This window comes from Williamsia sp. z34 (genome assembly GCF_059553395.1).
Map to the genome: position 1 here is coordinate 539581 of NZ_JCANWW010000004.1, position 7320 is coordinate 546900.

Genomic DNA, 7320 nt, shown 5'->3' on the forward strand with positions numbered 1-7320 from the left:
AGACGGCCGGGCGATTCTTGAAACATTCTTGAACCTCGACACCAAGAACCTCCCAAGTGCCCGCGCGCACGCTGACGTCATCAGTTACGGACCTCGAGCGAAGGAACCAAACACGATGACCGTCACCACCCCCAGCAGCACAGGTACCGACCCGGTCGCGGACCTGCGGGCAGCCGTCGCGGGCCTGGTCGTCCGTCCGGGTGAGCCCGGGTTCGAACGCGCCATCCCATGGAATGTCGCCGCCTCGACGAACCCCCGTGCGGCCGTGTTCGTGGAGTCACCGGCCGACGTCGCAGCCACACTCCGGATCGCCGCACAGCACGGCCTGACCGTTGCCGTCCACGCCACCGGCCACGGCGCACTTCCCCTCGACCAGGGCAGCATCCTGGTGCAGACCGGTGCGCTGTCGGATCTGGTGATCGACCCGCAGGCCCGTACGGCGCACGTCGGCGCCGGCGTGAAGTGGCAACGGGTGATCGAGGAGGCCGCGCCGCACGGGCTGGCCGGGCTGGCCGGTTCGGCACCCGATGTCGGGGTGGTCGGATTCATCACCGGCTGCGGCATCGGACCATTCGTCCGAACCGTCGGTCTGTCCTCGGATCATGTGCGTTCGTTCGAGTTGGTGACCGGCCAGGGCGAGATCCTGCACGTCACACCGGAGAACCATGCAGAACTCTTCTGGGGCCTACGCGGGGGCAAGGCCACCCTCGGCATCGTGACCTCGGTGGAGATCGACCTGCTGCCCATCGTCGAGTTCTACGGTGGCGCAGTCTATTTCGACGGAGCCGACGCAGCACAGATCCTTCGCGCCTGGCGGGACTGGAGCATCGACCTGCCGGAGCACGCCAACACCTCCATCGCGCTGCTCCGGCTGCCACCCCTCCCGGAGGTCCCGCCGCCACTCGCCGGCAAACTCACCGTCGCGGTCCGGTACGCATCCCTGGCGGATCCGGCCGAGGCAGAGGCACTCTTCGCACCCATGCGCGCACTGGCCACCCCGCTCATCGATGCCGTTTCGGTGATGCCTTATGCCGCAATGGGTGCGATCCACGCGGACCCGGTTGATCCGATGCCGTCATTCGAAGCCGGCACCCTGCTCGGTGAACTGAACGACACGGCATTGGGCGATCTGCTCTCGCTGACCGGCCCCGGTTCACAGTCCCCTCAGGTGGTTGTCGAAATCCGCCGGTTCGGCGGTGCGATGTCCGCCCCGGCAGCGCACCGCAGCGCGTTCTGTCATCGAAATGCGCCGTACCACCTGTTCGTGGTCGGGGCGCTGGTGCCGCCGGTCGCCGAACACGTGGCTCCGCATGCCGCAGCCGTCATCGATGCGATGGCACCGTGGGCCCTCGGGCAGCTACCGAACTTCGACCCGGGCAGCAGCCCGGAGCGATTGGCTCGCTGTTACGACGAAGACACCCTTGTCTGGCTCGGCGCGTTGGCCGACCGCCATGATCCGGCCGGTGTGCTCAGGGTCGGTCAGGTCGTCCGGATCCCGGCCCCGGCCTGATCGGATACGGCCCGGAGCGAAGGGGTTGTCACGGGATCGTTTCTTCGGCTCCACCGGGATTGCACCGGTCTGCGATCATCTCGGCCCCGGAGACCACCGGCCGCCACGGCTCGAGATTCCAGCTGGTCTTCTCCGGCTCGACGAGCCTGGCAAATCGCCAGTGACAGGCGAATTGATCACGCATCCCCGGACTGTCGGCGGTCCGGTCCAGCGCAACCACCTCGGCCCAGGCCACAGCGAGTTCGCCTTCCCCGGGCACGTACCGGCCGGCCTGGGTGGGAAACACCTGCAGGCTCGGGCCCTGCTCGGTCTGCGCCCACTCCACCCGGCCGATGAACGGCGGTAGGTAGGCCGACGTCGGTGTCGTCTCGACCGACATCACCCCCGTCGTTGTCGGTGCGGTGGTGCTCGGCCGGGTCGCCGGCGCCCCGCCATCGCCGGAAGAGTCATCCCCGGAGTCGGAGCAACCGACGAGCAGTGCCGCGGCCAGCAGGATCCCTGCTGCTGCGCGGCACCATGCAGTGGCCGTATGTGTGACTGTCAAAAAAGAACCCGGACAACCATTTCCGCGACCAGGGCGGGCTTGGTACCGCCCTCGATCGCCAGGCTGTGACCGAAGACGACCTGGACACCTCCGTTGGGCAGCTCGGTGGCATCGGCGAGGGTGGTGGTCAACTGCACCTTCGAACCGACCAGCACCGGCGTCGGGAAGCGAACCTTGTTGCTGCCGTAGTTCAATGCCATCTTCACGTTCTCGAAACCGTAGATCTGGGCGCCGAGCATCGGGAGCAACGACAGGGACAGGAAACCGTGCGCGATCGTTCCCCCGAACGGGCTCGACTTGGCCCGTTCGACGTCGACGTGAATCCACTGGTGGTCGCCGGTTGCGTCCGCGAACAGGTCGACGCGATCCTGCGTGATCTCGAGCCAATCGCTTTTGCCGACCTCCGATCCGACCGCCCCGAGCACATCGGCCACCGAAGTGAAAACTCGCTTCATACCTTCTCCATCGTCTCCGTGGCCGGCTCCGCTCCCGGAATCGTGGCCACATAATCACCGAATCCGGCCCACGCCTCACGACGGGCGCGATAGGGGTCGATTTCCACATAAGAATGCTTGTCGAAGATCCTGGTGGCGCGGACCTTCGGAGTGTAGCGCGGCCAGGATTCCAGTGGCTCACCGGTTTTGGCGAATGCCAACCACTGATCCTGGATCTCGTCCGTGACGCGCAGTGCGCTGCGACGATCACTGCCCCGCGCGAGCAACAGACCGGCCTTTCCGCGATAGACACCGAAGACGGCGAACAACTCGGTCGCGTGTGTTGCGCCCAGGCCCAACAACTTCAGCAGGCGTGGGGCGTAGTCGTATCGGTAGGCATAGGTGGGTGCATGCTGCGCATGGCCCTCGGTCGCCGCGATGGTGCCGACCAGGAAGATGTAGTCGCCGCCGAACTTCACCATCGACCTCGGCTTGGACAAGCCGCCGTACGCACCGGCGATCCGCTCCTGCGCGTCGGGTTCGGTGGCCGCGAACATCGCCGTGATCGATTCCTCGGTCGACAGCATCCCTTGCGGCAACCGCTTGAACAGTGTGCCCTCGTTGCGGTTGGTCCCGATGATCATCGGGACCCGGTGCGCGGTCCCCTGCGTGAAGGCATCGACCGGCGCCAGCGGCAGATAATCGCCGTCGACCACCGGCCCGAACGGCAGCAGCCCCGGGGTATCCGTGGTCACCCAGCGGGCCAGACGATGTCCGGCGCGACCGATCTCGGCGAGCGAGGCATCGACCAGCGCCCGGGCCGGATCGTCGACTCCCATGTCGGCGCACAGCAGTTCGGTGAGTTTGTGGCCCCACTTCCGCGCGAAATGCCGGTGCAGCGTGAGGATCGGTGCCGAACTCTCGGCGATCGCGCGGTGGAACAGGCCACCGGCCGCGGGTGTGGCCATCAAGGTGGTGACGGCATTTCCGCCGGCGCTCTCACCGAAGATGGTGACATTGCCGGGATCTCCACCGAATTCGGCGATGTTGTCCCGGACCCACTGCAGTGCGGCAACCTGATCGCGCAATCCGAGATTCGATTCGAACGGCCGCTGCGGGGTGGAGAGTTCGGTGAAATCTCCGTATCCCAGTGGCCCGAGCCGATAATTCATCGAGACGAAGATGACGTCTCCGCGGCGGACGAGGTCGTGACCGTAATAGAGCGGCGTGGCGGTCGATCCGAGAATGTATGCGCCGCCGTGGATGAACACCATCACCGGCCGAGGTTCGGTCGAGGCCTGCTCCGGCGCCACCACATTGACGATCAGCGAATCCTCACTGACCGGCTGCTTTTTGCCGCGCTCGACGAGTGCGTATTTCGGATTCTGCGGTGCCGCATTGCCAAAGCTGTTCGCCTGCAGCACCCCCGTCCACCCGACGGCGGGCTGCGGAGCGCGCAACCTCAGGTCGCCCACCGGCGGCGCGGCGTAGGGAATCCCCCGCCATCGGATGATGTCCCCGTCCCGAACGCCGGCGACAACACCGTCGGAAAGTGTCACTGTTGTGTTTGCACTGGCCATGTTCCCGACCCTAGCGGCCGGTAGCGGACGCTCGCCCGCCATCGGTGCGATTCACCGCGTCCGGTCGCGGTCCATCTGGGATCCTCGTGGCCATGACCACGGACTTCACCGGATATGTAGACATCAGCCATCCCGAACCCGGCACAGCGATCTGGCACCAGGTCGCCGGCGAGGGCGAACCCGTGGTGCTACTGCACGGCGCGTTCTCGAGTGCGGCGGACTGGGGCGGGCAGTTCGGTCCGTGTGTGGACGCCGGATTCAGGGTCTATGCCCCTGAGCGCCACGGTCATGGACACAGCGCCGACGTCACCGCCGAGTTCCACTACGAGACGATGGCCCAGGAGACCATCGTCTACCTCGACGAGGTGGTGGGCGGTCCCGCTCATCTCGTCGGATGGAGCGACGGTGCCGTCATCGCATTCCTGGTGGCCCTGCGGCGACCGGATCTGGTCGATCGCATGGTTGTGCTCGGCCAGTACCTGAACTCCTCCGGCCGGGCGACGGGCGGGATGCTGGAGGCCATCGGCGACATCGACTCCGAGATCGTGCAGTTCCTGCGAGCCGACTACGCGTCGGCCTCACCGGACGGCGACGACCATTTCCCGGTGGTGTTCGAGAAGACCACCGCGATGATCGCGAACGAACCCGAGTTGGACCTGTCCGAGCTGACCGCGGTGACCGCCCCGACGCTGGTGATGCAGGGCGATCACGACGAGGTGCTCATCGAGCACACTCTGGCGATCGTGGATCAGCTTCCTCACGCTCGGCTGGCGGTGCTGCCCGGAACACATCTCATCCCGATCGAGACGCCGGGCGTGGTCAATTCGGTGATCATCAATTTCCTCCGGGCCGATCCCGCGTGATCGTTCATTGCCGCGTTTGAACACATTGTTCTGTCATCGCCGAGAATGTCAGCGATCATTAATACTCCGGGGAATTGATTCAGCGATCGATTTCTCGTGTGGCACAGTCAATCAGCGGTTAGGATCACGGAGCATATTCCGCCGACAATAGATTGGCATTTCGTGACAAACAATTCAGATGACACGGCGATCACCCCTGCCGTCGTCGAGCTGTCGAAAACCCGGCGCATACTGACCGCATTTCTGAACTCCCCATTCGCCGGAATGTCGCCGTGGATTCTGATGGCGCTCATCGTGGGTCCGGGACGGTTCGAAGAGGCCGCGGCCGCGGCATTCGGTCTCTCACTCCTGCTGGTCCTCGGCAGTCATCGGCGCGGCAGCAAGCTGAAGTTCCTCGAGGTCTTCGACCTCACCTACTTCGCCGCAATGGTGGTACTGGCGCAGTTCGCCTCGGCCGACGTCGTGAAGTGGCTGGAGCACTGGGGCGGCGAGATGACCAATATCGCCCTCGTGGCCTTCGCGTTCGGATCGATCCTCATCCGGCAGCCGTTCACCTTGCAGTACGCCAAAGAAGGCACCCCCGAAGAACTCTGGACCCAGCCGCTGTTCCTGCGGATCAACTACGTGATCACCTGGGCCTGGGTGTTCGGGTTCGGCGTGGCGGCGGTCGCCGGGTTCATCGGTGATGCAGTCCTGGACAACAACAACAATTTCTGGACCGGCTGGATCATCCAGCTCGCCGGTACGTTCTTTGCCGTCGCCTTCACGGAGTTCTACCCCGATTACGCGACTGCCCACGCGGCCCGGGAAGCCGGCGAAGATGTGAGCCCACCGTCGCTCATGCATCTTCTGGGCTGGGTCCCGCTGTTCGTGATCGTCACCGGTGTCGCCGGTCTGATCACCGATGCGCTCACGACCGTGGTGAGTCTGATCATCATCGCCGTGGGCATCGTGGGACGCGTTGCCGTGGACAAGCTCCTACCCTGAGCCAGTCCTCCCCCGCACCCCGATGATGTGCCCTTTTGGCGTCGCCCACCTGGGGTTTTGTTCGCCAAAAGTTGCTCCTATGTCAAGCGGCGGCGGTCTGAATGGCTCGTGGTTGGGGCGCAGTGTCGGTGATCAGGCGTTGATAGACGGTGCGGACCAGGCGGCGTCGGAGTGCTCGGAGGGCTGCGGTGGTGGAGTCGCCGGCGGCGCGGCGTTTGCGGTAGTAGGTGTAGCCGTCGCTGTCTTCGAGTCGGGTTTGGGTCAGGGCGATGCGGTGCAGGGCGGTGGTGAGTTGTCGGTTGCCGCAGCGCGGTAGCCGGACGCGGCCGGCGGTGTTGCCGGACCAGACCGGGATGGGGGCGGTGCCGGCGTAGTTGGCGTAGGCGTCGGCCGAGTGGAAGCGGGCGATGCCGGCGGTTTCGCCGACGATTTTGGCTGCGGTGAGTTCCCCGCAGCCGGGTAGCTGTAGTAGCGAGGGAACCAGTTCGCGGACTCGTTTGCCGATCTCGGTGGCCGTGGTGTTGATCCGGGTGGTCAGGGAGATGATCTCGTCGAGTTCTTCGCGGGCGATGTCGGCCAGCAGTCCGGTCTCGGTGGCCAGCTGTGCGGCGAGGATCTGTTGGTGTTTGTGCATGCTCAGCGAGCGTGGTTTGGGGGCGTAGGCGGGGTTGATTTCATGGACTCGCCACAGCAGTCGGTTGATTGTTGAGGTGCGTTGTGCGACAAACACTTCGCGTCGATCGACTAGTAGACGTATCTCGCGGGATCGGGGGTCGGCGCCGGCGGCGGGCAGGTTCGGTTCGCGCAGCACTGCCCGCGCGACGGCCAGAGCGTCGATGGGATCTGATTTGCCGCGGGTACGTGCCGAGGCACGGGTGTGGGCCATCATTTTGGTGGGTACCCGCACGGCGGTCTGGCCGGCGGTGAGTAGGTCGCGTTCGAGGCGGGTCGACATCTGTCGGCAGTCTTCGATGCCCCAGAGCAGGTCGGTACCGAACTGGGTGTGGGCCCATCGCATCGCGGCATGATGGCCGGCGGTGGTGGCCGGGGCGGTGAGTTGGCCTAGCTTTTTGCCGACGGGATCGACGGCAACAAATGTGTGTGAGCTCTTGTGTACATCGACTCCAACTACAACCATGGTGGTTGCCTCCTGATTTCAGAAACAGGGACCAGGGACGGTTGGGCCGGTCGGTGGGCAATCCTCAGTTGGGGGCGTTGCCACGCTCCTATCAAGCCACATCGGCCGGTCCTTCCCACCTGGTGTTGGCATAACTTTTGCAAGACCAGACATGCGCATCAATGCGATGCCGGCAGGCACATCAAGAGCCAAACACCAGGTGACCAGGACCCAACCACCGCTCAGGCGGCAACACAAGAGTCACACTGAGGGCACATCATCGGG

The 7320-nt window shown here is 64.9% G+C and carries 7 protein-coding genes; 3 read left to right on the forward strand and 4 right to left on the reverse strand.

Going from position 1 to position 7320, the window contains the following annotated elements; genetic code table 11:
• The first annotated feature begins 115 nt into the window (after positions 1-115).
• On the forward strand, positions 116-1510 hold the full coding sequence (locus AC51GT_RS13585; protein WP_496322952.1) for an FAD-binding oxidoreductase: 1395 nt from the start codon (positions 116-118) through the stop codon (positions 1508-1510).
• A gap of 28 nt (positions 1511-1538) precedes the next feature.
• Here AC51GT_RS13585 and AC51GT_RS13590 read toward each other — a convergent pair whose 3' ends face one another.
• From AC51GT_RS13590 to AC51GT_RS13600, 3 genes are read right to left on the reverse strand one after another with little or no spacing between them, the layout of a single operon-like run.
• A complete protein-coding gene (locus tag AC51GT_RS13590) occupies positions 1539-2054 on the reverse strand; it encodes a DUF2599 domain-containing protein (RefSeq protein WP_496329092.1) in 516 nt (171 codons plus the stop codon).
• Complete coding sequence (locus AC51GT_RS13595) at positions 2051-2509, reverse strand: MaoC family dehydratase (RefSeq protein WP_496322950.1); 459 nt, start codon at positions 2507-2509, stop codon at positions 2051-2053. Before AC51GT_RS13595 ends, AC51GT_RS13590 begins: the two co-directional genes overlap by 4 nt.
• Entirely contained in the window at positions 2506-4068 is a 1563-nt protein-coding gene (locus AC51GT_RS13600; RefSeq protein WP_496322949.1) for a carboxylesterase/lipase family protein, read from the reverse strand. Before AC51GT_RS13600 ends, AC51GT_RS13595 begins: the two co-directional genes overlap by 4 nt.
• 92 nt (positions 4069-4160) lie before the next feature.
• On the opposite strand from AC51GT_RS13600, the gene AC51GT_RS13605 reads away from it, so the two are divergent.
• Both AC51GT_RS13605 and AC51GT_RS13610 read left to right on the forward strand, forming a co-directional pair.
• Complete coding sequence (locus tag AC51GT_RS13605; protein WP_496329093.1) at positions 4161-4931, forward strand: alpha/beta fold hydrolase; 771 nt, start codon at positions 4161-4163, stop codon at positions 4929-4931.
• 162 nt (positions 4932-5093) lie between these two features.
• The gene (locus AC51GT_RS13610) at positions 5094-5918 is read left to right on the forward strand and encodes a hypothetical protein (RefSeq protein ID WP_496329094.1); all 825 of its coding nucleotides are present in this window, start codon (positions 5094-5096) and stop codon (positions 5916-5918) included.
• Between the two features lie 82 nt (positions 5919-6000).
• On the opposite strand, the gene AC51GT_RS13615 is transcribed toward AC51GT_RS13610, so the two are convergent.
• Positions 6001-7056 (reverse strand): IS110 family RNA-guided transposase, encoded by a 1056-nt coding sequence (locus tag AC51GT_RS13615; RefSeq protein ID WP_496323328.1) that lies wholly within the window; start codon positions 7054-7056, stop codon positions 6001-6003.
• Positions 7057-7320: the final 264 nt, after the last annotated feature.